This is a genomic window from Paraurantiacibacter namhicola (assembly GCF_001687545.1).
GTDB lineage: Bacteria > Pseudomonadota > Alphaproteobacteria > Sphingomonadales > Sphingomonadaceae > Paraurantiacibacter > Paraurantiacibacter namhicola.
This window is the reverse complement of sequence record NZ_CP016545.1, coordinates 1,791,780-1,812,335: the sequence shown is the minus strand read 5'-3', so window position 1 is coordinate 1,812,335 and position 20,556 is coordinate 1,791,780. Positions and strand designations below refer to the sequence as shown.

Below are 20,556 nucleotides of genomic sequence, written 5' to 3'. Positions count from 1 at the left end.
CCTACGCAGATTCGTGCCGGATTTCAGAGATGTAATCCGGCCATTCACTTCCGGGAAAGCTAGCAGGGTCAATCCTCCGCTCGCCAATCGCTTTGTTGGGAAGCGATTGCTGAGATTGAAGGGGACGATCGTGCTGAAGATTTTTCTCAGGTTCTGGCCCGCTGCGCTTTTGCTGCTCGCCTTCCAATGGACGCCGGCTGCCGCACAGCCATCTCGCGGCAACACCGGACCACGCCCCACGGTCACCTTTGCCCCAGGCGCCAACGATCTCGTGGACTTCGATTTTGCCCAGCAATCGGTGGAGCAGCAGATACCGCTTATCTATCGCGGCGATCGTGCGCAGAGAAAGGGGTACTGGAAGGCGTCAAGATTCGCAGGCTGCGCGGTCAGGCTGAGCGAGTCCCGCGCAAAACAGATGCTCGACTCCTTCTTCGCCGGGGTCAAAGAGACGAGCACTCTCGAGACGCGCTATTACGAGCGGTTCGACACCTGCGCCCCTGTCAGCGGCCTGGTGGATACGAATTTCGTCCGTGGCTCCATGGCCGAGATTTTTGTCACGAAGATGTATCCGGCCTCCAGCTTCAGGCCTGTCGGGTCGGAAGCGGAGCTGCTCGCATTCCTTGGCAGTGTCGAGGCTCGCAATGCTTCGGCGGGCGATATCCTAACGACCCTGCAACTGGGATATCAGTGCCGAGTTGCGCTTTCGCCATATCTTGCCCGAGATGTGCTGGATCATGAGGTCGGAAGCGCGCAGGAGCGGGATACCTTGGAAGAATTCTATGCGGACACACCGCTGTGCGACAGGTTCTTCGGCCGCGGTGAACGTCTGACGCACTGGTTCGAGCGCGGCTTCACCGCACGCGCGCTCTACTATTTGCAGATGTTTTCTTCCGCCAAGGACGCCTCATAGCTCGCGGTGAAAAGGCTGGTGGGCCTTAGGGCCGACCCCACCACGGATGCCGTTCGTCGGACTGCCAATGCCGTTGGCGGATTGGCGCTCCCACGCGGTGCGTCTTGGACCGAGCGTGGCAGGATACTGGCGGCAATCCGCCTGTCCTTCATCCGGGCTTCATGTCGCTTTCCTAAGACGTGGTCCAATAAACAAGGTGTCCCTAATGCGTATTGTCTCTGCTGCCGCCACGGCCGTCGCTCTCTCTTTTGTCGCCAGTCCCGCTGGTGCGCAGGATGTCGCGACCGGCTTCGACATGAGCCAGTCGCAGGAGCGCAACAGCCGCGCGGAGCTGTCCGTCAACGCCGTGAAGCAGAAGGAACAGGCCGAATTCGCCCGTACTTTCGGCAAATGCGCTTATGGCCGCAATCCGGATCGCGCGCGCCTGGCGCTGGACCAGATGGTGGAAGGCAAGGCTGAGAAGACGCTGCGCTTCGGCGAATATGTTGCCCGCGTCGATGTATGCACGCCGGTGCGGACCATCGTCGATTTCGACCTCATGCGCGCAGGTATCGCCGAACAGAGCGTGCTGGACCCTGAACATACCACCACAATCCCGCAGGGTGGGTCGGTGGAGCAGGTCAACGGCTTCATGAAGGCTGTGATCGTGCCCAAGGTGGACAAGAAGGATCCCTTCACGATGCACCAGCTGGCAGGGCAATGCCGGGTGGCGATCGCACCGTTTCCCGCACGCGCCGTGCTGAGCACGGAACCGGGATCGGATGAGGAGAGCGCCGCGCTCGCCACGCTGAAGGAAATCACGCCGTCCTGCGACGTGCTGCTGTCCGATGTGACGGAGCTGACGCCTTACTTCCAGCGGGCCTACACCGCGCTGGCGCTGTATTACTGGATCGATTTCGCAGGCGACGCGGGATGAGGGCAGGGCGCGCCAGCTTCGCAGCGATTGCGGCCGTGCTGATGGGCATGGCTGGGCCTGCCCTGGCGCAGAGCAGTGGCGGCACGCCAACGCCCACGCCGGCCCCGATGCCGCCGCCACTGCCGGCCCCGCCGACCACGTTCCAGGATTTCGAACAGCGCAATTCGCTGGACGCCTCGCGCATGCTGACCGGCGGCTCGGGCTATCGGGAACAATATACGAAATCGCTCGGCTTCACGGACTGCGTGCAACGCGTGACGCCAAAGCGGCTCGAGCGTTTCCTGCGCCAGCCGATCGGCAGCTCCGCCGAACGCCGCGCCGCAAGCGCGCTCCTGCGCAGTGCGCCTGGCTGTTCCAGCCGCAGCTTCGTGGTGAGCGTCCGCTTCCTGCGCGGTGCGGCTTCGGAAACGATCCTCCAGAATTACGCTTCGCCGGATATCGACCGGGCCGGGACGCTGGATAGCGAGCGGATCGAGCGTTTCATGGCTTACAATCCGGCTATTTCGGACAGGAACGACCCGGATGTGCGCGCCTTGGCCCGCTACACCCAGTGCCAGGTCATGGTTGCGCCCGGTCTCGCACGAAAGCTCATCCTGGCAGACCACGGCAGTGACGAGGAAAAGGCGCTGCGTGAGCAGATCGCGAGTGTCACCGGCATGTGCGGCACGATGGAGGCGAAGAACGACCTCGCGGCCGTGACTTACCGCTCGTATCTTGCCGAGGCTCTGTATCACTGGACCCGCAGCGGCGAATTCGCGCGGGATGTCTGAGCGGGAGCGGCAATCAAATCAGCGGCGGGATATGTAAGGAGACCTGGTGATGCGTAAGGGAATGATAGCGATCGCAGCGGCGGCACTTTCCATCGGATTCGCACCGCATGTTGCGGCCCAGAATATGGAATATGGCGCGTACGACAAGCCAACCGGCGCCGCGTCTCCGCCCACCGGCAATTTCTATCCGCATTCCCAGCGCGCGACCACTTTTGAAGTGGAGCATGGATCGGAGCCCGATTCCGCCTATCTCGCGGCGCTCGAGTTCACGAATTGTGTGCAACGCAACAGCCCGGATCGCATCACGAAGTTCCTCGCGCAGCCGATCGGCAGCAGGGCAGAGCGCTGGGCCGCACGCCGGATGATGCAGCACGCTCCGGGGTGTCACAGCCAGGCGATGGTCACCAGTCTCAGCCTGCTGCGCAGTGCAGCCAAGGAGACGCTGGCGCGCAGCCCTGCCTCCTAGAATTGACGATCCTCCGCCAACCGGCGGAAGCTTATCAAAAAACCGGCCAATTTCCGGGTTCGCGGCATGGACGTGGGCGACCTGACGCTCTAAAGGCGCGGGAAGTCTCGCCCAAGGAACGGATTCACCATGCCCAAAGTCACCGTCGACGGCCAGGAAATCGAGGTTCCGGATGGAGCCACGGTGCTCCAGGCTTGCGAGCTGGCAGGCAAGGAAATCCCGCGCTTCTGCTATCACGAACGCCTGAGCATCGCGGGCAATTGCCGCATGTGCCTGGTGGAAGTGAAGCCTGGGCCGCCCAAGCCGCAGGCGAGCTGCGCCCTGCCGGCCACCGAAGGCCAGGAAATCCGCACCGATAGCGAGCTGGTGAAAACCGCGCGCGAAGGCGTGATGGAATTCCTGCTGATCAACCACCCGCTCGATTGCCCCATCTGCGACCAAGGCGGCGAATGCGACCTGCAGGACCAGTCGGTCATGTATGGCCGCGGGGCCACGCGCTATCACGAGAACAAGCGCGCGGTGACCGAGAAATACATGGGCCCGCTGATCAAGACGATCATGACCCGCTGCATCCATTGCACCCGCTGCGTGCGCTTCTCCGAAGAAGTGGCCGGCGTTGACGAGATCGGCGCGCTTTACCGCGGCGAGAACATGCAGATCACGACGTATCTGGAACAGGCGGCGGAGCATGAGCTGTCCGCGAATGTCATCGACCTGTGCCCGGTCGGCGCGCTGACAAGCCGCCCCTACGCTTATGAAGCGCGTCCGTGGGAGCTCAAGAAGACGCTGAGCATCGATGTCTCGGACGCGATGGGTTCGAATATCCGCGTCGACAGCCGGGGCCGCGAAGTCATGCGGGTATTGCCGCGCATCAATGACGACGTGAACGAGGAGTGGATTTCGGACAAGGCGCGCTACCAGTGCGAAGGCCTGACACAGCGCCGCCTCGACAAGGTCTGGATCCGCAAGAAGGGCAAGCTCCAGCAGGCGAGCTGGGACGAAGCGTTCAAGAAGATTGCTGCTGCCAAGCCTGGCAAGTCCATTGCTGCCATCGCGGGCGACATGGTCGATTGCGAGACGATGTTCGCGGCCAAGGCGCTGCTGAAGGCCAGCGGGTCCGACCTGCTCGAAAGCCGCCAGACCGGCATGGCTTACGACACGTCCAACCTGGCCGCGGTGAACTTCAACTCCACCTTTGCCGGGATCGAGGAAGCCGACGCGATCCTGATCGTGGGCAGCCACATCCGCCGCGAAGCGCCGCTGGTCAATGTCCGCATCCGCAAGGCCGTAAAGCGCGGCGCGAAGGTGTTCGTGGTCGGGCCCAAGTGGGACACGACCTATCCGGCCGAGTTCCTGGGCAACGATCTCGGCGTGCTGAACGCGCTTTCCAGCGATGTGACCGACGTTTTTGACAAGGCTGAGCGCCCGGCGGTGATCGTCGGCGGCGCGTGCCTGAAGGGCGCGCATGGCAAGGCGATGGCGCTGGCCGCAGGCTGGGACGCTGCCTTCAACGTGCTGCATTTCTCCGCCGCGCGCATGGGCGCTCTGATGCTGGGCTTTGCGCAGAAGGGCGGCATTGCGGATGTGGCTGACGCCAAGCCGAAAGTGCTGCTGGCACTGGGCGCGGACGAGGTGGATTACGCCGCATTCGAAGGCAGCCTGAAGGTCTATATCGGCCATCACGGCGACAAGGGCGCGCATGCGGCGGACATCATCCTGCCTGCCGCCGCCTATACCGAAAAGGCTGGCACCTATGTCAGCACCGAAGGGCGCGTGCAGTTCGCCGACAAGGCCGTGTTCGCCCCCGGTGACGCGCGCGAGGACTGGACGATCCTGCGGGCACTCGCCGATGCGCTGGGCGTGAGTGTCGGCTTCGACAGCTTCGCCGAATTGCGCGCCGCTATGACCAAGGCTGTGCCCGCGCTGGGCAAGGAAGGCCTGGCCGATTACGGTGCGCTGCCCAAACCGGACGCCAAGGCAAAGGCGGAAGGCTTCATCGACGCCTATCCAATAAGCGATTTCTACCTGACCAATCCCATCGCCCGCTCCAGCCCGACCATGCAGCGCTGCTCGGCCGAACTGGTCCACGGCGAGGACGTGCGGGAGGCAGCGGAATGAACTTCTTGGTGTTACTCGGAAGCGCGGCGACCCTGTTGGTCGTTTTGCTGACGTTGCAGAAGTTCGCTCCCTTTTTCCTCGACCGGCTCGGTGGTGGATCTGACGCGGGAGGATCGAGTGCTGCTGGTGGCAGTTACGGAGAAGGCGGCTGCGGCGGAGGCGGCGACTGATGACCGAATTCTTCCAATCCCTCGGCATGTCCTATGAATGGGCGTGGTTCGTCGCCACGATCGCCGGCATCCTGCTGATTGCGCTGCCGTTGATGCTGGCCGTGGCCATGATCATCTATGTGGACCGCAAGGTCTGGGCTGCCATCAACCTGCGTCGCGGGCCGAATGTGGTGGGGCCCTTCGGCCTGCTGCAGAGCTTCGCGGACGGCCTGAAGGTCTTCCTGCAGGAAACCATCATTCCTTCGGCTGCGAACAAGGGCATTTTCCTGCTCGCGCCCATCGTCACCTTCACCGTGGCGCTGGCCGCCTGGGCGGTGATCCCCTTCGACGAGGGCGTGCTGCTGGCGGACATCAATGTCGGCCTGCTCTATATTCTCGCTGTAAGCAGCCTGTCGGTTTACGGCATCGTGATGAGCGGGTGGGCGAGTAACTCCAAATACCCGTTCTTCTCCGCCATGCGCGCCGCGGCGCAGATGATCTCCTACGAGGTCTCCATCGGCTTCATCCTGGTGTGCGTGGTGCTCTATGCCGGCACGTTCAACCTGACCGATATCGTCAATTCGCAGCTCGGCCACGGCTTCGGCATCGTGAACGGGTACTGGTTCAACCTGCTGCTATTCCCGATGTGGGTGGTGTTCTTCATCAGCTCGCTGGCGGAAACGCAGCGCGTGCCCTTCGACCTGACCGAAGCGGAATCCGAGCTCGTCGCCGGTTACCAGACCGAATACAGCTCCATGAGCTTCGCGCTGTTCTGGCTGGGCGAATATGCCAACATCCTGCTGATGTGCAGCCTCAATACACTGCTGTTCTTCGGTGGCTGGCTGCCCCCGCTGAATATCGACTTGATCCCCTGGTTCGACATCCCGGGCATCGTGTGGTTCCTGCTGAAGACCTTCTTCTTCTTCTTCATGTTCAGCTGGGTGATGGCGACCGTTCCGCGCTATCGCTACGACCAGCTGATGCGGCTTGGCTGGAAGGTCTTCCTGCCAATGAGCCTGATCTTCGTCGTCCTGATTTCCGGATGGCTGATGCTTACCCGATACGGAGGTGCGGCATGACCGCCCTGCAACTGCTCAAGTCCTTTACCCTGTGGGAGTTCGTGAAGGCGCACGCCCTGACGCTGAAGTATTTCTTCAAGCCCAAGGTCACGATCAATTACCCGTACGAGAAGAACCCGCTGAGCCCTCGCTTCCGCGGCGAGCATGCGCTGCGGCGCTATCCCAACGGGGAGGAACGCTGCATCGCCTGCAAGCTGTGCGAGGCTGTATGCCCGGCGCAGGCGATCACCATCGAGAGCGAACCGCGCGAAGACGGCAGCCGCCGCACGACGCGCTACGACATCGACATGACCAAGTGCATCTATTGCGGTTTCTGCCAGGAAGCCTGCCCGGTGGATGCGGTGGTCGAGGGGCCGAACTTCGAATACGCGACCGAAACGCGCGAGGAACTGCTCTACGATAAGGCGAAACTGCTGGCCAACGGGGACAAGTGGGAGCGCGCGATCGCTGCCAATCTTGAAGCCGATGCGCCGTATCGGTAGGGGCCGCGCGATCCGATGATCCAGACAATAGCCTTTTACCTGTTCGCCACGATCGTCATCGCCAGCGCGGTGATGGTCATCATGGCCCGCAACCCGGTGCATTCCGTGCTGTGGCTGATCCTGGCTTTCTTCAACGCCGCCGGCCTGATGGTTCTGGTGGGGGCGGAATTCATCGCGATGCTGCTGGTCATCGTCTATGTCGGCGCGGTCGCGGTGCTGTTCCTGTTCGTGGTGATGATGCTGGACATCGATTTCGCCGAATTGCGCGCCGGTTTCATGAAGAACTTCCCGCTAGGCATCGCCATCGCGCTGGTCCTGCTGGCGGAACTGGTGCTGGGCATCGGCGCCTATCGTGCAGGCGCGCTGGAGATCGGCAGCGCCACTGCGGCTGCGGTAACGCCCACGGGCGCAGAGGCACTTGGCGGCAGCAACACCGCCGGCCTCGGCGCGCTGATGTTCAGTGAGTACCTGCTGCTGTTCGAAGGCGCAGGGATGATCCTGCTGGTCGCCATGGTCGGCGCCATTGTGCTCACCCACCGTCCGCCGCGCACCGAACGCGGCCACCAGAACATCGGCAAGCAGGTCTCGCGCCGTCCGCAGGACGCGACGGAGCTACAGCGACCGGAAGTGGGCAAGGGGGTCGAGCTGTGATCGGTATCGAACATTACGTCATCGTCAGTTCGATCCTGTTCGTGATCGGCGTGCTGGGCATCTTCCTCAATCGCAAGAACATCATCGTCATCCTGATGGCGATCGAGCTGATCCTGCTCAGCGTGAACATCAACCTCGTCGCATTCAGCGCCTTCCTGGGCGATCTGGTGGGGCAGGTCTTCGCCATGTTCGTGCTGACCGTCGCGGCGGGCGAGGCAGCCATCGGGCTTGCCATCCTGGTCATCTATTTCCGCGGCCGCGGCACCATCGCGGTCGACGATCCCAGCCGGATGAAGGGGTAATCCGCCGGTGCAATCGATCCTGATCATCGTATTCCTGCCCTTGCTGGCGGCCATCATTGGCGGCCTCGGCAACAGGGCGCTGGGCAATACGGTCGTGAAATCGCTCACGACCGGTGCGCTGCTGGTGTCCTGCGCGCTCAGCTGGCCGATCTTTTTCGGCTTCCTAAATGGCAGCATGGACGCCAGCGTCGTCCCCGTGCTGCAATGGATCCAGTCCGGCGATCTCAGCTTCGACTGGGCGCTGCGCGTCGACACGCTGACGGCGGTGATGCTGGTGGTGATCACTACCGTCTCCGCACTCGTCCATGTCTACAGCTGGGGCTATATGGACGAAGATCCGGACCAGCCGCGCTTCTTCGCTTATCTCTCGCTGTTCACCTTCGCCATGCTGATGCTGGTGACGGCGGACAACCTCGTCCAGATGTTCTTCGGTTGGGAAGGGGTGGGCCTCGCCAGTTACCTGCTGATCGGCTTCTGGTTCAAGAAACCCAGCGCGAATGCCGCCGCGATCAAGGCCTTCGTGGTCAACCGCGTGGGCGACCTTGGCTTCATGCTCGGCATCTTCGGCACCTTCCTGGTGTTCGGCACGGTTTCCATCCCGGAAATCCTTTCCGCCGCGCCCGCCATGGAAGGGGCCAGCAGCATTGGCTTCCTCGGCATGCGCATCGATACGATGACGATCATCTGCCTGCTGCTGTTCGTGGGCGCGATGGGCAAGTCCGCGCAGCTGGGCCTGCACACATGGCTTCCGGACGCGATGGAGGGGCCCACACCCGTCTCCGCGCTGATCCACGCAGCCACCATGGTTACGGCGGGCGTGTTCATGGTCTGCCGCCTGTCGCCGATGTTCGAAGCCGCGCCGATCGCGCTGAACTTCGTGATCTTCATCGGCGCGGCCACCTGCCTGTTCGCTGCCACCGTCGGAACGACGCAGTGGGACATCAAGCGCGTCATCGCCTATTCCACCTGCTCGCAGCTGGGCTACATGTTCTTCGCAGCAGGCGTGGGCGCTTATGGCGCCGCCATGTTCCACCTGTTCACGCACGCCTTCTTCAAGGCGCTGCTGTTCCTGGGCGCGGGCAGCGTGATCCACGCCATGCATCACGAGCAGGACATGCGCTATTACGGCGGCCTGCGTAAGCAGATCCCCTTCACATTCTGGGCCATGCTGGTCGGCACGCTGGCGATTACCGGCGTCGGCATCTACCACCTCGGCGCAGGCTTTGCCGGTTTCTGGTCCAAGGACGCGATCCTCGAAGTGTCCTACGCGGCGGGTGGCCACGGCACGGGCGCATTCTGGGTCGGCGTTTTCGCGGCCCTGCTGACCAGTTTCTACAGCTGGCGCCTGATGTTCCTGACCTTCTGGGGCAAGCCGCGCTGGGCCGAGAGCGAGCATATCCAGCACGCCGTCCATCACGGGCACGATACGCCGGAAGAGCACAATCCCGCCAGCCAGGAAGACGCGGGCGACGACGCCACGCATGCCGTGCCTGCGGCTGACCAGTATGACGGGACGGCGGGCTACCATCCGCATGAAAGCCCGATTTCCATGCTCGTCCCGCTTGCGGTGCTAAGCATCGGCGCGATCTTCGCGGGCCAGATCTTCCACGACGCTTTCCTGAGCGTGGAGGGCAACTTCTGGGCCGGCTCGCTCGCCTTCGATCCTGCACTGATGCAGGCCATGACTGAAGTGCCGTACTGGGTGAAGTATTCCGCGCTGGTAGTGATGCTGCTCGGCCTGCTGGGCGCGTGGTATGCCTATATCCGCAACACCAGCCTGCCGGGTGAGACCACCAAGCAGCTGGGGCCGGTGTACAATTTCGTGTTCAACAAGTGGTATTTCGACGAGCTTTACAACCTGCTGTTCGTGAAGCCGGCCTTCTGGATCGGGCGCATCTTCTGGCAGAAGGGCGATGTCGGCCTGATTGACCGCTTTGGTCCGAATGGCGCGGCCTGGCTGGTCGGGCAGGGTAGCGGCCTCGCCAAGCGTGTGCAGTCCGGATACCTCACCAGCTATGCGCTGATCATGCTGCTCGGCCTCGTGGCCGCCATCACCTGGGTGCTGTTCTGATGGGGGGCTTTCCGATCCTTTCGACCATGCTGGCCGTTCCGCTGGTTGCGGCCATCGCGTGCCTGTTCCTCAGCGCATCCGCTGCTCGTGCAACCGCGCTTGCCGCAACACTGGTGAACCTCGCGCTCGGCGTCGCCCTGTGGCTGAACTACGAAATCGGCGGGCCGCAGTGGCAGTTCGTGGAAAGCGCGCCGCTGTTTGCGGGCTTCTCCTACGCCCTCGGCATCGACGGTATCGCGCTGATGCTGATCGTGCTCAGCGTCTTCCTGATGCCCATCTGTATCGGGGCGAGCTGGACCAGCATCACCAAGCGCGTCGGCGAGTACATGGCGGCTTTCCTGCTGGTCGAAGTGCTGATGATCGGCGTGTTTGCCGCGCAGGACCTGTTCCTGTTCTACATCTTCTTCGAAGCCGGCCTGATCCCGATGTACCTGATCATCGGCATCTGGGGCGGGGACAACCGGATTTACGCCAGTTACAAGTTCTTCCTCTACACGCTGCTCGGCTCCGTCCTGATGCTGATCGCGATGTTCTGGATGGTGAACGAGGCGGGGACGACGGACATTCCCACGCTGATGGCGTATGATTTCCCGCCGGCCGCGCAGACCTGGCTGTGGCTGGCCTTCTTCGCCAGCTTCGCGGTGAAGATGCCGATGTGGCCGGTGCATACCTGGCTGCCGGACGCCCACGTGCAGGCACCCACGGCAGGCTCCATCATCCTGGCCGGCGTGCTGCTGAAGATGGGCGGTTACGGCTTCATCCGCTTCAGCCTGCCGATGTTCCCCGAAGCGTCCGCGCAATTCGTGTGGCTGATCTTCGGCCTCAGCATGGCGGCTGTCGTCATCACCAGCCTGATCGCTCTGGTGCAGCACGACATGAAGAAGCTGATCGCCTATTCCTCCGTCGCCCACATGGCGATCGTGACGGCGGGCCTGTTCGCCTTCAACCAGCAGGGGCTGGAAGGCGCGATGATCATGATGTTGAGCCACGGGCTGGTGTCTGGCGCGCTGTTCCTCAGCGTGGGCATCATCTACGATCGGCTGCACACGCGTGAGATCGACCGTTACGGCGGCCTTTCCATCAACATGCCGAAGTACGCGATCTTTTTCCTGCTGTTCACCATGGCCAGCATCGGCCTGCCGGGCACGAGCGGCTTCGTGGCCGAATTCCTTAGCCTGATGGGCGTGTACGAAGTCAGCAGCTGGGCGACCTTTGTGCTGACCACCGGCATCATCCTGGGCGCGGCCTATATGCTGTACCTCTACCGCCGGGTGTGCTTCGGCGAGCAGAAGAACGCCGATGCCGCCGCCATGCCCGATATCGACAAGCGCGAATGGGCCATGCTGGCACCGCTCGCAGCGGCCGTGCTCTGGATGGGCGTCTATCCTGAAAGCTTCCTCGCACCCATGCGGCAGGACATCGCGGCGCTCGACGCGCGCCTTGCCCGTGCCGCGCCGGAAGGGGATGCCAAGCTGGCGATGACCACTGCGCCGGAGGCCGAAACAAAAGACCAGGAAACTGCCGCTGAGGGCGCGAACTGATGGATATGAACATCTCCCTCGGCCTGATTGCGCCCGAAATCCTGCTGACGGTCGCCTCGCTCGTCCTGCTGTTGGTCGCCGCCTATATTGGCGACAAGGCAGCCCGCGCGACTTCGATTGCCGCCGCCGTCACCCTTGGCGGGGCCTTCTTCCTCGTCGCACCATCGGTGTGCGGGGCAGATAGCGGTGCAGGCACGATTGCCTTTTTCGACCAGTTCCGCGCCGATGCCTTTGCCGGCATGGCCAAGCTGATGATCTACGCCGCCGCAGGTGCTGCGCTGGTGATTGCCACGCCCTTCTTCCAGCGCCTGGGCGCGATGAAGACGGAATATCCGATCCTCATCCTGCTCGCGACGCTGGGCATGAGCGTGATGGTGTCCGCCGCGGACCTGCTGACGCTGTATATCGGCCTGGAACTGAACTCGCTCGCCGCTTACGTCCTCGCTGCCATGCTGCGCGACGATACGCGCTCCGCCGAAGCGGGCCTGAAGTATTTCGTGCTCGGCGCGCTCGCCAGCGGCATCCTGTTGTTCGGTATGAGCCTGGTCTACGGCTTTACCGGCACCACCAATTTCGCTGGCATTGCCGCGTCGCTGGACGGCGGCCTTTCCACCGGCGCGCTGTTCGGCCTGACTTTCGTCCTGGCGGGCCTCGCCTTCAAGATCAGCGCCGTGCCGTTCCACATGTGGACGCCGGACGTGTACGAGGGCGCGCCGACGCCGGTCACCGCCTTCTTCGCCAGCGCTCCCAAGGTCGCAGCCATTGCCCTGACGGCGCGCGTCGCGCTGGAAGCATTTGGCGGGCAGGTCGACGCCTGGCGCCAGATCGTGATCTTTGCGGCGCTCGCCAGCATCGTGGTGGGGGCGCTCGGCGCCATCGGCCAGAGCAATGTGAAGCGCCTGCTGGCCTATTCCAGCATCAACAATGTCGGCTTCATCCTGATCGGTCTGGCTGCCGCGACCGCTGCGGGCCTTTCTGCGATGATGGTGTACCTCGCCATCTACGTCGTGATGACGATCGGCAGTTTCGTCGCGGTTCTGATGATGCGCGGTGCGGATGGGAATAACGTCGAAGGCATCGCCGACTTGGCAGGCCTCAGCCGTACGCAGCCGCTGCTTGCGCTGTGTCTTGCCATGCTGATGTTCAGCCTGGCCGGTATCCCGCCGCTGTTCGGCTTCTGGGGCAAGTTCGTGGTCTTCCAGGCCGCCGTGGAGGCTGACCTGATCGCGCTCGCTGCCCTGGGTATCGCCGCCAGCGTGATCGGCGCGTTCTATTACATCAAGATCGTCAAGGTCATGTATTTCGACGAACCGGCGGACACGATCAAGCAGACGGGCGACTGGTCGCACTGGGCGCTGCTGGCGATCTGCGCGGTGATCATCTCGCCGCTGGGTTACCTGCTGACGCCGTGGCTGGGTGAGCTGGCCGACGGGGCCGCTGCGGCGCTGTTCCTTGGCGCCTGACCGCGCGGGCCGGATCCGCGTGATTGCGGAGACTGGCTCCACCAATGCCGACCTCGTATCCGTCTTGAAATCCGGGGAACGCTGGCCCAAGGGCCAATGGCTTGTCGCGGACCGGCAGACGGCCGGCAAGGGCAGACAGGGCCGCGCGTGGAAATCCGCCAGCGGCAACTTCACCGGCTCCACCGCCGTGCACCTGACCGGGCAGGAACCGCCCGCCGCCAGCCTCTCCTTCGTCGCCAGCCTTGCTATTTACGAAGCGTTGGTGGGACTTCTGGCCGATCCCGCGGTGCTGCAGCTGAAATGGCCGAATGACGTGATGCTGAATGGCGGCAAGGCGAGCGGCATCCTGCTGGAGCGGCACGGCGACAGCGCCGTTGTCGGCATCGGCGTGAACCTCGCAAGCGCGCCGGACCTGCCGGATCGCCGTACGGCTGCACTGGCCGATTTCGGGCCCGCACCCTCGCGCGATGATTTCGCCGGCCTGCTCGCAGCGTCCTTCGATAAAGAGCTGGTCCGCTGGCGGCAATTCGGGTTGGAGCCGATCCTGGCGCGCTGGCAGGCCGCCGCTCACCGGCTTGGCACGAGGCTGTCAGTTCACGATGCCACGGGCGCGCGCCTTTCCGGCACGTTCGACGGCCTCGATACGGACGGAGCCTTGCTGCTGCGTTTGCCCGATGGCTCGCGCCGTGCCATCCACGCCGGCGATGTGATGCTGGAGGAAAGCTGATGCTGCTCGCAATCGATGTCGGCAACACCAATGTCGTTTTCGCCCTGTTCGACGGGGACGAAATCCGCGCGCGCTGGCGCATCGCCACAGACGGCCGCCGCACGGGTGACGAATATGCCACCTGGCTGATGCAGCTGCTCGCCATGGAGGGCATCGAGCGCTCCGCCATCAAACAGATCATCTTCGGCTCCGTCGTCCCGCGCGCGGACCACAATCTGACCGTGCTGGCGCAAAAGTATTTCGGGATAGAGCCGCTGATCGCAGGGCAGGGCGCCGCCACCTGGGATTTCGAGATCGATGTGGAGCGGCCAGCATCGCTTGGTGCCGACCGCGCACTTAACTGCATTGCCGCGCATGAACGTGTTGGCGGGGACATGATCGTGGTCGATTTCGGCACGGCGACGAAGTTCGAAGTGGTCGATTACACGGGTGCTTACAAAGGCGGCATCATTGCGCCCGGCATCAACCTCTCGCTGGACGCATTGGTGGGCAAGACGGCCAAGCTGCCGCGCATCGCCATCCGTGCGCCGGAAACAACCAGCGTCATCGGGCGTAACACAGAGGAGCAGATGCTGATCGGCGTCTTCTGGGGCTATGTCGCCATGATGGAAGGGCTGATCGCGCGCATGAAGGCGGAAATCGGCCGCCCTGTCAAAACCGTCGCTACCGGGGGCCTTGCCATCCTGTTCGACCAGAAAACGGATATTTTCGACGTGATCGATGCCGACCTGACCATTCGTGGCCTGCAGATCCTCGCCCGGCGCACAGCCGCGTGAAGAAGGACTTCACCCCCGAAGACGAATTGCTGTTCCTGGCGCTGGGCGGATCCGGCGAAATCGGGATGAACGTCAACCTCTATGGCTGCCAGGGCAAGTGGCTGATGGTCGACCTGGGCATGACCTTCAGTGGCAATGAATATCCCGGCGTGGACCTGGTCTTTGCCGACCCCGAATTCATCGAGGAGCGCGCCGATGACCTGCTGGGCATTGTCCTGACGCACGGGCACGAGGATCATATCGGCGCAATCCCGTATTTCGCAGCTGACCTCGGCGTACCGCTCTACGCGACGCCCTTCACCGCCGAACTGATCCGCCGCAAGCTGCAGGAAGCGGGCCTTGCGGGCGAGGTCGAGCTGAATGTCATCGAGGAAGATCACGGCCATATCGCCATCGGCCCGTTTGAGGTGACCTACATCCCGCTGGCGCACTCCATTGCCGAGGGCAACGCGCTGCAGATCGAGACGCCTCACGGCCGCATCTTCCACACCGGCGACTGGAAGCTGGACGAGGAGCCGATGATCGGCGAGCCGGCGACCGAGGAGGAGCTTTCCGAGATCGGCGACGAGGGCGTCCTGGCGCTGGTGTGCGATTCCACCAATGTCTTCAATCCGGTCCCCTCCGGCAGCGAGGGCGCGGTCTATCGCGGCCTGCTGGAAGAGGTGCAGAAGCATTCCGGCAAGCGCGTGCTGGTGACGACCTTCGCCAGCAATGTCGCGCGGCTGCAGACCCTTGGCCATGTGGCCGAGGCGACAGGACGGCGGTTATGCGTAGCGGGCCGCTCGCTCGACCGCATGATCGAGGTGAGCCAGGACAATGGCTATCTCGAAGATTTCCCGGAGCCGGTCGATTTCGACACAGCCATGCGCCTGCCGCGGGGCGAGATCATGATCGTGGCCACCGGCGGGCAGGGGGAGCCGCGCGCCGCCCTTTCCCGCATCGCGGAATCGAACCACCCGATCGACCTGTCCCGCGGCGATGTGGTGCTGTTCTCCAGCAGGCAGATCCCGGGCAACGAAATCAGCATCGGCAAGGTGCAGAACCGGCTCGCCGAGCGCGGCGTCCAGATGGTGACCGACCGGCAAAGCGAGATCCACGTGTCGGGCCATCCCGGCCGGCCGGAGCTGGAGGCGCTGTATGGCTGGCTGCGGCCGGACGTGCTCGTGCCGGTCCATGGCGAGATGCGGCACATGCAGGAACAGGCCAGGCTGGGTAAGGCCAACGGCATCGCGCACAACATCCTGCAGCAGAACGGCGATATCGTGCGCCTCGCGCCCGGCAAGCCGGAGACGCTGGCCAAGGTCCCGACCGGAAGGCTGGTGCTGGATGGCGATCTGATCATCCCGGCCGATGGCAAGACCATGACCATGCGCCGCCGCCTGATGCGCGAAGGCATGCTGATGGTGGTGCTGGGGCCGAAGCTCGATCCGCAGGTGGAAGGCTATGGCCTGCCGCTGGACGAAGATTCCGGCGAGTTCGTGGAAGAGGCCGTGGCCGATATCCGCAAGGCAATTTCGCTGCTGAAGGGCAAGGACCGGCAGGACGCCGCCCGCATCAAGGAAGCAGCGCGCCTGGCCGCCCGCCGCGCCGCGACGCGCTGGTGCGGTAAGCGCCCGCAGACCCGCGTCATCATTGCAGGGCAGGAGTAAGCGCCGCGATGCCGATGGAATGGACTTCGATCGTGGCGATCTACACCCTGTTCTGGGTGGTCTGCGCCTTTATCCTGCTACCCGTGGGCATCCGCACGGCTGACGAGACGGGCGCGGAGAAAGTGCCTGGCCAGGCGGACAGCGCCCCGACCAACTTCCAGCCGCGCAAGGTTGTCATCCGTGCGACCGTGCTCGCCGCGTTGCTATGCGGCCTTTACGTTGCCAATTATGCGCAAGGGTGGGTGACGGTCGAGGACATCAACTTCTTCCCGCTGCCCGAAGATCCGGCCTGATCCGGCGACGCGGCGATCAGTCGCGCAAGCGGTCAATCGCCTGTGCGAGCGCAACATACAGCTTACCCATGTCGGAACTGAGAAGTGTGACCGCCAAGGCATTGCCATCGCGGGTGGAAAGCACGCTGCGCAGCATCGCCTCGAAGTCGTGGATGTAGCGGTTCACCGTTTCGCGGAAATCCGGATCATCGTCATAGATGTCGTGCAGATCGCGGACTTCCTGAGTGTCGAGCAGCTTGACCGCCCGGCGCGTGAAGATGCCGCGGTCGCCGCGCAGGTAGCTTGCCCATGCAGTGTCCGTAACCTCGCTCGACATGGCGCGCGCGATGTCGATCCCGCTGGAATTCAGCGCATCGGTAATCAGCGCGACACGGCGGGCGAAATCGTTGTCGACCTGCTCCTCGGCCTGTTCGCGGGCGCGGGAGACGCGGCTTTCCAAATTGCCGGCCAGCTCGTTCACGCGCGATAGCTGGTCGCGCAGGTGCACGATGGTTTCGCGGCTGCTCTCGCCCGCGCGCTCGGCGGCAGCTTCAAGGTCGTCGGTGAGTGTCGACAGCTGTTCGCGGATTGCGGATTCGATGCGGGTCGCACTGTCGCGCCCGATATCGTCGGCCATGCCCTCCAGCGCGTCACCAAGGCCGGCACGTGCCTGCTGGGCAACATCGTCCGATTTCGCGGCGAGGGCCTCCAGCTGCGCTTCCAGCTGGCCAAGGCGCTCGGCATGCGCATCCTGCGCCTCACCGATGCGGGCCTGCAGCGTCTCGATATTCTCGCCGGTCGCGGCGCTGTCCTCGCGCGCCTTCTCGACGGCAGCGGACAGGTCTGCACCGCTTTCCTGCACGCCGGAAAGCAGCTCATGCAGCGCGCGCACGCGGCTGTCATAGTCCTCCAGCCCCGATTGCGCGTCGGCCAGCGCCTGCGGCAGGTCCGTCTGCACATGTTCGGCACTGCCGCGGATCAGTTCCAGCAGGCGGACGCTGTCATTCGTCAGCGTATCGATGGTCTGGCGGCTGCTTTCGAGGCTCTCGCGGGCATCGGCGAGGCGTGTGGTGAGCGACAGGGTCGTTGCATCCAGTGCCTCCCCGCTCTCTGCGCCAACCGACTGTATAGCATCGAACTGTTCCGACAGGCGCGCCAGGCGGGCGGCCAGTGCCTCACCGCGCTCGGTGATGCCGGAAATATGCGCGACCTGCTCTTCCTGCCGCTCGGCCAGCTCCGCATCGAAGCGGGCCATGCGGTCGGCGACGCTGCTGGCTGCGTCCTGTTCGCGCGCCTCGATCTGGGCGAGGCGTCCGGCCTGCAATGTGTCGAAGGCTTCGGCGCGTTTCACGGCTTCTTCGGTCAGGGCGTCGAGATGGGCCTGTGCGTTTTCCAGCGCCTTGGCGTCGGTGTCGGCGACCAGCTTGATGGCGTTCTGCATCCGGGCGCGCATCGCATCGATGGCGGCAGCCCAGTCCGCGCCCCATTTGCTCTGGCCCTCGCGCATGGTCTCCAGCAGCGCCATGCCGTCCACGTCCATCGTGCCGAGCATTTCGCGCATTGTGGCAAGCTGGGCGTCGGTCGCAGCGCGCAGGTTAGTGTCCTGGGCCTCCAGCTCGGCCTTCAGATCGTCGGCACGGCGGCGGAAAGCGGCCAGCGCTTCCACTTCGCGGCTGTCGAAATCGGTGCGGAATTCATCGCTTCGCTCGGCCAGAGAGGCAAAGCGCGCATCGGCATTGTCACCGATCCCGCCGAGCTGCGCCTCGAAGGCGGCAATCAGTTCGTCGACGCGGACGCGCAGCGATTCCACCTGGCTTTCGCTCGCTTCGCCGAATTCGTTCAGGCGCTTGAAGCCGTTCACCAGCTGTTCCAGGCGGCCATTGGCGGTCTCGCCTGCATGGCCGATCTGGTTCGCGACATCGCGCGCGGAGTTCGAAATTACCGGCAGGTCGTCGCGCAGCCGTTCCATGTTTTCCAGCGCGGTCGTGCTGACACTGCCGATCCGGTCAACCTGCGCGCCATTATCGTGGATCAGCGTCTGCAGCCGGTCCGCATCGCCGGAAATACGCTCGCTGGCAACGCGGCCAAGCGATTCCAGATCGCGCGATTGTGCAGCGATGAAGTCCCGCGCCAGTGACAGCTCGCGGTTGACTGTCGAAAGACGGGTTTCGAGCCGCGCGCTCTCTTCGGACAGCGACGAGGCCACTTCGCCGAACCGCTTCGCCTCGCGCCGCGAATTGCGCACGGAGAGCAGCCAGATGGCGAGGGCGAGCAGGACCGGCACGGACCAGTCCACGATCATCTGCGACCATGCGCGCGGATCTGCGCCGCCAAGTACCTCTGCCTGGTGGACCCAGCCGAAGAATGCGGTCCAGCCGATGATCGCGAGCACGCAAAGCGCGGGGATAAGCCAGCCGTAGCTGCGCCGGGAGGACATCTCGTCCTCTTCCCAGACCTCTTCCTCCGCGAAAATGGCGTCATCCGCCTGTGTTTCTTCGGGCGTGTCAGCGCCGTGCAGTTCGCTCTCGAGCTCGGCCGTCTCGGCTTCGCTGCCGATCGCCACAAGGTTTTTCCGTGCCATTGCGGCACGATATCACAGGTTGGACGCGGAGAAACCCCACCTTAACCATGCTTATGGCAAAGGGTGTGGATGGCTTACGACAGCGGCAGGATGGACGCCAATCTGGCAGCGGCGGCGGGCGAGGACCCGGTGCTGATGGCAGAGCTGCGCGCGGCATTTGCGCAAAGCGTGGCCCAGCATGTCGACCTGCTTTCGCGCGCACGGTGCGATGGAAACTGGGAAATGGCCGCCTCGCGCCTGCGGGGCCTTGGCCACAGCTTCCATTCGGAAAGGCTTGCGCAGCTGGCCGAAGACGCGCTCTCCAGCGCTCCGGGCGACCCGGTGGCACTGCGCAAGCTGAGGGAATTCGAACAGGACCTGCAAACGCGCTGAGTCGCCACAGTTTGCTTGGCAGGGCAGGGCGCGGCGGGTAAACCGCGCACCATGCGAATAGCGATAATCGGGATCAATGGCGGCGCTGGGGCAGAGCTGGCCGGGGCAACGCTGGCCGAGCGGCAGCTGGACCTTGCCATGGACCTTGGGGCGGAGCGTGTGATTGCGCTGGGCCACGGGGCCGATCCCGCCGCCATCGCCCTGCGCACGCAGGCGGAGGGTGCGGGACTTTCCTTCCAGTGCGTTCCGGCCATTGCGCGCCGACTGCTGGGCCTGGTGGGCGCGGCAGACGATATCATCGTGCTCGCGCCGGGCCTGCTGATCAACGACCGGCGTGACCCGGCGCTGCAATCGCTGGCGAAGGAGCGCGGCGTGCTCGCCTTCCCGGCCGATGCCGGAATGTCGGCGGGTTTCGAGCGCATCGATGCGGATACCGCATGGGCCGGCGTTCTAGTCGCGCCGGGACAGGTGGTGGAGCGCCTCAGCGTTCTGCCCGACGATGCCGACCCGGTTTCCGGGCTGCTGCGCGGCGCGCGGCAATCCAATGTCCGCCTCGTGCCGGTTAGCAAGGAGCACCTCGATCGCGGTGACTGGCGCCTTTTTGTCGCCCGCAGCCAGGTCGAGGATTACGCACCGAAATTCCTGATATCCGCAGGCGGCGTCCTGCCGGCAGCGCCGTCGCGCTGGCTGGGCGGCCTGCTCGCGCGCTTGGCCGCGGCCCGCCTTCCGGGCCTGCCGGGCTATGCCTGGCCCCTGCTTTCGGCCTTGCTGGTCGGCGGGGCGCTGGCATCGGGTGCATACCGGGAGACGGCCTGGGGGCTTGCCCTGCTGGCGCTTGCCGCGCTGGTCCACCATCTCGGCGCCGCGCGGCACAGGATCGCCCGCAAGGGACTGAAAAACATTGTCAAACAGGCGCGCATGCCCATGGCTGGGCTGCTGGTCATCGACGCTGCATTCGTGGTTGTCGTCGTGCTGTCCTCGCTCGGTCCGCTCGGCCCGCGGATCTTCGTGCCGCTCGTGCTGGTGTTGTCCATCCGCTCCCTCGCGCGGTTGCGGCTGACGCTGTCCGACATCCTGCGGGATCGGGGGCTGCTCTGCGCCGGGGCGTCGATTGCCGCGGCGGCGGGTCAGTTCGCACCGGCCGCCATGCTCTGGACCATCCTTGCGCTTGCCCTGCTGGCCCTCTGGCCGGAAAGAGCACGCGGCTAATACGGTCTTAACCCTATGGGCCTATGGAAATCGTGCGATTACCGAGGGCTTA

The 20,556-nt window shown here is 64.0% G+C and carries 19 protein-coding genes; 18 read left to right on the top strand and 1 reads right to left on the bottom strand.

Annotation, left to right across the window (positions count from 1 at the left end; genetic code table 11):
* The first annotated feature begins 115 nt into the window (after nucleotides 1-115).
* The 16 genes from A6F65_RS08880 (at nucleotide 116) to A6F65_RS08805 (ending at nucleotide 16,363) form a co-directional block, all read left to right on the top strand.
* A complete protein-coding gene (locus tag A6F65_RS08880; RefSeq protein WP_157093103.1) occupies nucleotides 116-910 on the top strand; it encodes a hypothetical protein in 795 nt (264 codons plus the stop codon).
* Nucleotides 911-1,115: 205 nt separating this feature from the next.
* Nucleotides 1,116-1,826: a hypothetical protein gene (locus tag A6F65_RS08875; protein WP_067787921.1), complete on the top strand. Its 711-nt coding sequence runs from the start codon at nucleotides 1,116-1,118 to the stop codon at nucleotides 1,824-1,826.
* A complete protein-coding gene (locus A6F65_RS08870; RefSeq protein ID WP_067787919.1) occupies nucleotides 1,823-2,596 on the top strand; it encodes a hypothetical protein in 774 nt (257 codons plus the stop codon). The genes A6F65_RS08875 and A6F65_RS08870 overlap by 4 nt, the downstream gene beginning before the upstream one ends.
* A gap of 46 nt (nucleotides 2,597-2,642) precedes the next feature.
* Nucleotides 2,643-3,062: a hypothetical protein gene (locus tag A6F65_RS08865; protein ID WP_157093102.1), complete on the top strand. Its 420-nt coding sequence runs from the start codon at nucleotides 2,643-2,645 to the stop codon at nucleotides 3,060-3,062.
* A 129-nt stretch (nucleotides 3,063-3,191) separates the two neighbouring features.
* Nucleotides 3,192-5,180: an NADH-quinone oxidoreductase subunit NuoG gene (gene nuoG, locus A6F65_RS08860; protein WP_067787915.1), complete on the top strand. Its 1,989-nt coding sequence runs from the start codon at nucleotides 3,192-3,194 to the stop codon at nucleotides 5,178-5,180.
* Between the two features lie 169 nt (nucleotides 5,181-5,349).
* Nucleotides 5,350-6,408 (top strand): NADH-quinone oxidoreductase subunit NuoH, encoded by a 1,059-nt coding sequence (nuoH, locus tag A6F65_RS08855; protein WP_067787913.1) that lies wholly within the window; start codon nucleotides 5,350-5,352, stop codon nucleotides 6,406-6,408.
* The gene (nuoI, locus tag A6F65_RS08850) at nucleotides 6,405-6,890 is read left to right on the top strand and encodes an NADH-quinone oxidoreductase subunit NuoI (RefSeq protein WP_067787911.1); all 486 of its coding nucleotides are present in this window, start codon (nucleotides 6,405-6,407) and stop codon (nucleotides 6,888-6,890) included. Before nuoH ends, nuoI begins: the two co-directional genes overlap by 4 nt.
* A 15-nt stretch (nucleotides 6,891-6,905) precedes the next feature.
* On the top strand, nucleotides 6,906-7,541 hold the full coding sequence (locus A6F65_RS08845; protein WP_067787909.1) for an NADH-quinone oxidoreductase subunit J: 636 nt from the start codon (nucleotides 6,906-6,908) through the stop codon (nucleotides 7,539-7,541).
* Nucleotides 7,538-7,843 (top strand): NADH-quinone oxidoreductase subunit NuoK, encoded by a 306-nt coding sequence (nuoK, locus tag A6F65_RS08840; RefSeq protein ID WP_067787900.1) that lies wholly within the window; start codon nucleotides 7,538-7,540, stop codon nucleotides 7,841-7,843. The genes A6F65_RS08845 and nuoK overlap by 4 nt, the downstream gene beginning before the upstream one ends.
* A 7-nt stretch (nucleotides 7,844-7,850) precedes the next feature.
* Nucleotides 7,851-9,914, top strand: a complete 2,064-nt coding sequence (nuoL, locus tag A6F65_RS08835) for an NADH-quinone oxidoreductase subunit L (RefSeq protein ID WP_067787897.1) — start codon at nucleotides 7,851-7,853, stop codon at nucleotides 9,912-9,914.
* Nucleotides 9,914-11,455 carry an NADH-quinone oxidoreductase subunit M gene (locus A6F65_RS08830; RefSeq protein WP_067787896.1) on the top strand — a complete coding sequence of 514 codons (1,542 nt, stop codon included), beginning with the start codon at nucleotides 9,914-9,916 and terminating at the stop codon, nucleotides 11,453-11,455. The genes nuoL and A6F65_RS08830 overlap by 1 nt, the downstream gene beginning before the upstream one ends.
* Complete coding sequence (gene nuoN / locus A6F65_RS08825; RefSeq protein ID WP_067787894.1) at nucleotides 11,455-12,918, top strand: NADH-quinone oxidoreductase subunit NuoN; 1,464 nt, start codon at nucleotides 11,455-11,457, stop codon at nucleotides 12,916-12,918. The genes A6F65_RS08830 and nuoN overlap by 1 nt, the downstream gene beginning before the upstream one ends.
* Complete coding sequence (locus A6F65_RS08820; protein WP_237164797.1) at nucleotides 12,908-13,645, top strand: biotin--[acetyl-CoA-carboxylase] ligase; 738 nt, start codon at nucleotides 12,908-12,910, stop codon at nucleotides 13,643-13,645. Before nuoN ends, A6F65_RS08820 begins: the two co-directional genes overlap by 11 nt.
* Entirely contained in the window at nucleotides 13,645-14,421 is a 777-nt protein-coding gene (locus tag A6F65_RS08815) for a type III pantothenate kinase (RefSeq protein ID WP_067787891.1), read from the top strand. Before A6F65_RS08820 ends, A6F65_RS08815 begins: the two co-directional genes overlap by 1 nt.
* Nucleotides 14,418-16,070, top strand: a complete 1,653-nt coding sequence (locus A6F65_RS08810; protein ID WP_237164796.1) for a ribonuclease J — start codon at nucleotides 14,418-14,420, stop codon at nucleotides 16,068-16,070. The genes A6F65_RS08815 and A6F65_RS08810 overlap by 4 nt, the downstream gene beginning before the upstream one ends.
* 14 nt (nucleotides 16,071-16,084) lie before the next feature.
* Nucleotides 16,085-16,363: a DUF1467 family protein gene (locus tag A6F65_RS08805; protein ID WP_067790379.1), complete on the top strand. Its 279-nt coding sequence runs from the start codon at nucleotides 16,085-16,087 to the stop codon at nucleotides 16,361-16,363.
* A gap of 16 nt (nucleotides 16,364-16,379) precedes the next feature.
* On the opposite strand, the gene A6F65_RS08800 is transcribed toward A6F65_RS08805, so the two are convergent.
* Nucleotides 16,380-18,905: a coiled-coil domain-containing protein gene (locus tag A6F65_RS08800; RefSeq protein ID WP_157093101.1), complete on the bottom strand. Its 2,526-nt coding sequence runs from the start codon at nucleotides 18,903-18,905 to the stop codon at nucleotides 16,380-16,382.
* 87 nt (nucleotides 18,906-18,992) lie between these two features.
* Between A6F65_RS08800 and A6F65_RS08795 the strand changes: the two genes are divergently transcribed.
* Nucleotides 18,993-19,295 (top strand): hypothetical protein, encoded by a 303-nt coding sequence (locus A6F65_RS08795; protein WP_067787887.1) that lies wholly within the window; start codon nucleotides 18,993-18,995, stop codon nucleotides 19,293-19,295.
* Between the two features lie 51 nt (nucleotides 19,296-19,346).
* A complete protein-coding gene (locus A6F65_RS08790; protein ID WP_067787885.1) occupies nucleotides 19,347-20,504 on the top strand; it encodes a hypothetical protein in 1,158 nt (385 codons plus the stop codon).
* The last annotated feature ends 52 nt before the right edge of the window (nucleotides 20,505-20,556 follow it).

Coding starts and splice junctions, on each gene's coding strand:
- A6F65_RS08875 (WP_067787921.1), top strand. CDS start 1,116: ATGCGTATTGTCTCTGCTGCCGCCACGGCCGTCGCTCTCTCTTTTGTC.
- A6F65_RS08870 (WP_067787919.1), top strand. CDS start 1,823: ATGAGGGCAGGGCGCGCCAGCTTCGCAGCGATTGCGGCCGTGCTGATG.
- nuoG (WP_067787915.1), top strand. CDS start 3,192: ATGCCCAAAGTCACCGTCGACGGCCAGGAAATCGAGGTTCCGGATGGA.
- nuoH (WP_067787913.1), top strand. CDS start 5,350: ATGACCGAATTCTTCCAATCCCTCGGCATGTCCTATGAATGGGCGTGG.
- nuoI (WP_067787911.1), top strand. CDS start 6,405: ATGACCGCCCTGCAACTGCTCAAGTCCTTTACCCTGTGGGAGTTCGTG.
- A6F65_RS08845 (WP_067787909.1), top strand. CDS start 6,906: ATGATCCAGACAATAGCCTTTTACCTGTTCGCCACGATCGTCATCGCC.
- A6F65_RS08830 (WP_067787896.1), top strand. CDS start 9,914: ATGGGGGGCTTTCCGATCCTTTCGACCATGCTGGCCGTTCCGCTGGTT.
- nuoN (WP_067787894.1), top strand. CDS start 11,455: ATGGATATGAACATCTCCCTCGGCCTGATTGCGCCCGAAATCCTGCTG.
- A6F65_RS08815 (WP_067787891.1), top strand. CDS start 13,645: ATGCTGCTCGCAATCGATGTCGGCAACACCAATGTCGTTTTCGCCCTG.
- A6F65_RS08805 (WP_067790379.1), top strand. CDS start 16,085: ATGGAATGGACTTCGATCGTGGCGATCTACACCCTGTTCTGGGTGGTC.
- A6F65_RS08795 (WP_067787887.1), top strand. CDS start 18,993: ATGGCTTACGACAGCGGCAGGATGGACGCCAATCTGGCAGCGGCGGCG.
- A6F65_RS08790 (WP_067787885.1), top strand. CDS start 19,347: ATGCGAATAGCGATAATCGGGATCAATGGCGGCGCTGGGGCAGAGCTG.